The following is a 1,764-nucleotide window of genomic DNA, read 5'->3' on the forward strand; positions in this document are numbered from 1 at the left end:
CCAAGCTTTTCTGGTCGGAACCCCCTAAGCCGAGTTTTCAAGGTGCTGCGCCGTCCACTTGGTTTTCGAGACTGGCCTTTTAATTCTAACGTAAAGCCAACCTAGAACGGCGGGGTTTCAGACCCAAAATTTCCGATGAATGTTTCAGTGAATTAACACCTGTCCAAAAAATGACTGGTAATTTGGTAGTACAATTATAGTAATCAGTAAAATAAGGAGGATTAAAGTAAATAACTATGTCTCAACCGATTACCATCGAAGATATCTATAAACTTTTCGAGAAAACTAACGAAAAGTTTGAACAATCACGCCAAGAATACGATCGCCGGGCGGCCGAAGCCAAGGACGAAGCCGATCGCCGGGCAGCCGAATACGATCGCCGGGCGGCCGAAGCCAAGGCCGAAGCCGATCGCCGTTTAGCACAGCTAGAGAAAACAGTGGCAAATACCAGTCGTGCGGTGGATAGTTTAACCACTCGCTGGGGAAGATTTGTCGAGGAATTAGTGGAACCTGCGGTTATTCGCCTATTTCGTGCGAAGGGTATCGATGTCAAAGAAACCTACAGTCGCGCCAGGGTAAAACGCCAAGGAATCGCCATGGAGATTGATATTTTAGCCGTCGATGAAACCGAGGTAGTTTTAGTCGAATGTAAGTCTCGTTTATCGAAAGATGATGTTAATGAATTTCTAGAAAAATTAAGTCGATTTAAAGAAGCATTTCCCCACTATAAGAACTATCAAGCTTATGGTGCAGTGGCAGGAATAGAAATAGATGAAGGAGTAGATCGTTATGCCTATAAACAAGGTTTATTTGTGATTAAACCATCGGGAGAAACAGTAGAAATAATTAATGATTCTGGCTTTGAGCCTAAGTTATGGTAAAAGAATGATGCTCCCATCATAATTTTTTTCCCCCCTTCCCGTTTTCTTAATACTTTCTTTAAGGATTGGCTGAAAGCATTGCCCTGAAAGGCTTGGAAAAATAGGAGTTCGGGCGATTCGGTTGAAGTAGCGATCGCTCAAAGGGATAAATTACTATGTTATACTGGGAAAAAACGAAATAATCAATCAAAGAAAGCTATGATCCAAGAATATCTTAATAAAGCGATGGAAACAGCCCATTATGAATTTTTAGAGGATAATGAGGGATTTTATGGCAACATTCCCAATGCTCCGGGAGTTTGGGCAACCGGAGAAACCCTAGAAGCTTGTCGTCGGGAACTCTTAGAAGTCTTAGAAGAATGGATATTATTGGCAATTAAATTAGGTCATCAATTGCCAGAATTTGACGGTTTATCTTTAAAAATAGATTTAGTCGCCTAACATTTATCTAAGTTGAATCATGCCTTATTTTGGTGCAATTTCTCGTTCTAATTTAATTTCAGCTTTCCATAAAGCAGGATTTCAAGGTCCCTACGCAGGGAAAAGACACCAATTTATGGAAAAGAATGGCTTAAGAGTCCGTCTTCCCAATCCTCATCAGTCAGATATTAGTATTAATTTACTCAGTAGAATTCTAAAACAAGCTCAAATTTCTAAAGATGAATGGGAGAAATTGTAACTAGAACTTATGCCATTCCCCTAGATGGGGGTGAAATAATGGGTATCATACATAATAAGAGACGGCTCTTCGGTAATTGTTATGCAATGGACGGGGGTTATAAGGGATGGAACCCTTATATAGAAAGGCATTTAGCGATTTTTGTCAATTGTTTTTTATCTAGAGCGAACTAATCAATTAAGTCTCTTGCCAGATAAGGATTTA

General features: G+C 40.1%; 3 protein-coding genes. All 3 read left to right on the forward strand.

Features of this window, described 5'->3' with window-relative positions; genetic code table 11:
- Positions 1-236: 236 nt before the first annotated feature.
- The 3 genes from PX481_RS19850 (at position 237) to PX481_RS19860 (ending at position 1,560) form a co-directional block, all read left to right on the forward strand.
- Complete coding sequence (locus tag PX481_RS19850) at positions 237-881, forward strand: DUF3782 domain-containing protein (RefSeq protein WP_002764157.1); 645 nt, start codon at positions 237-239, stop codon at positions 879-881.
- Positions 882-1,079: 198 nt separating this feature from the next.
- Complete coding sequence (locus PX481_RS19855) at positions 1,080-1,322, forward strand: type II toxin-antitoxin system HicB family antitoxin (RefSeq protein ID WP_288028122.1); 243 nt, start codon at positions 1,080-1,082, stop codon at positions 1,320-1,322.
- 19 nt (positions 1,323-1,341) lie between these two features.
- Positions 1,342-1,560, forward strand: coding sequence for a type II toxin-antitoxin system HicA family toxin (locus tag PX481_RS19860; protein WP_002764516.1), 219 nt, complete (start codon positions 1,342-1,344; stop codon positions 1,558-1,560).
- Positions 1,561-1,764: the final 204 nt, after the last annotated feature.

Source organism: Microcystis sp. M53603_WE2 (genome assembly GCF_030065435.1).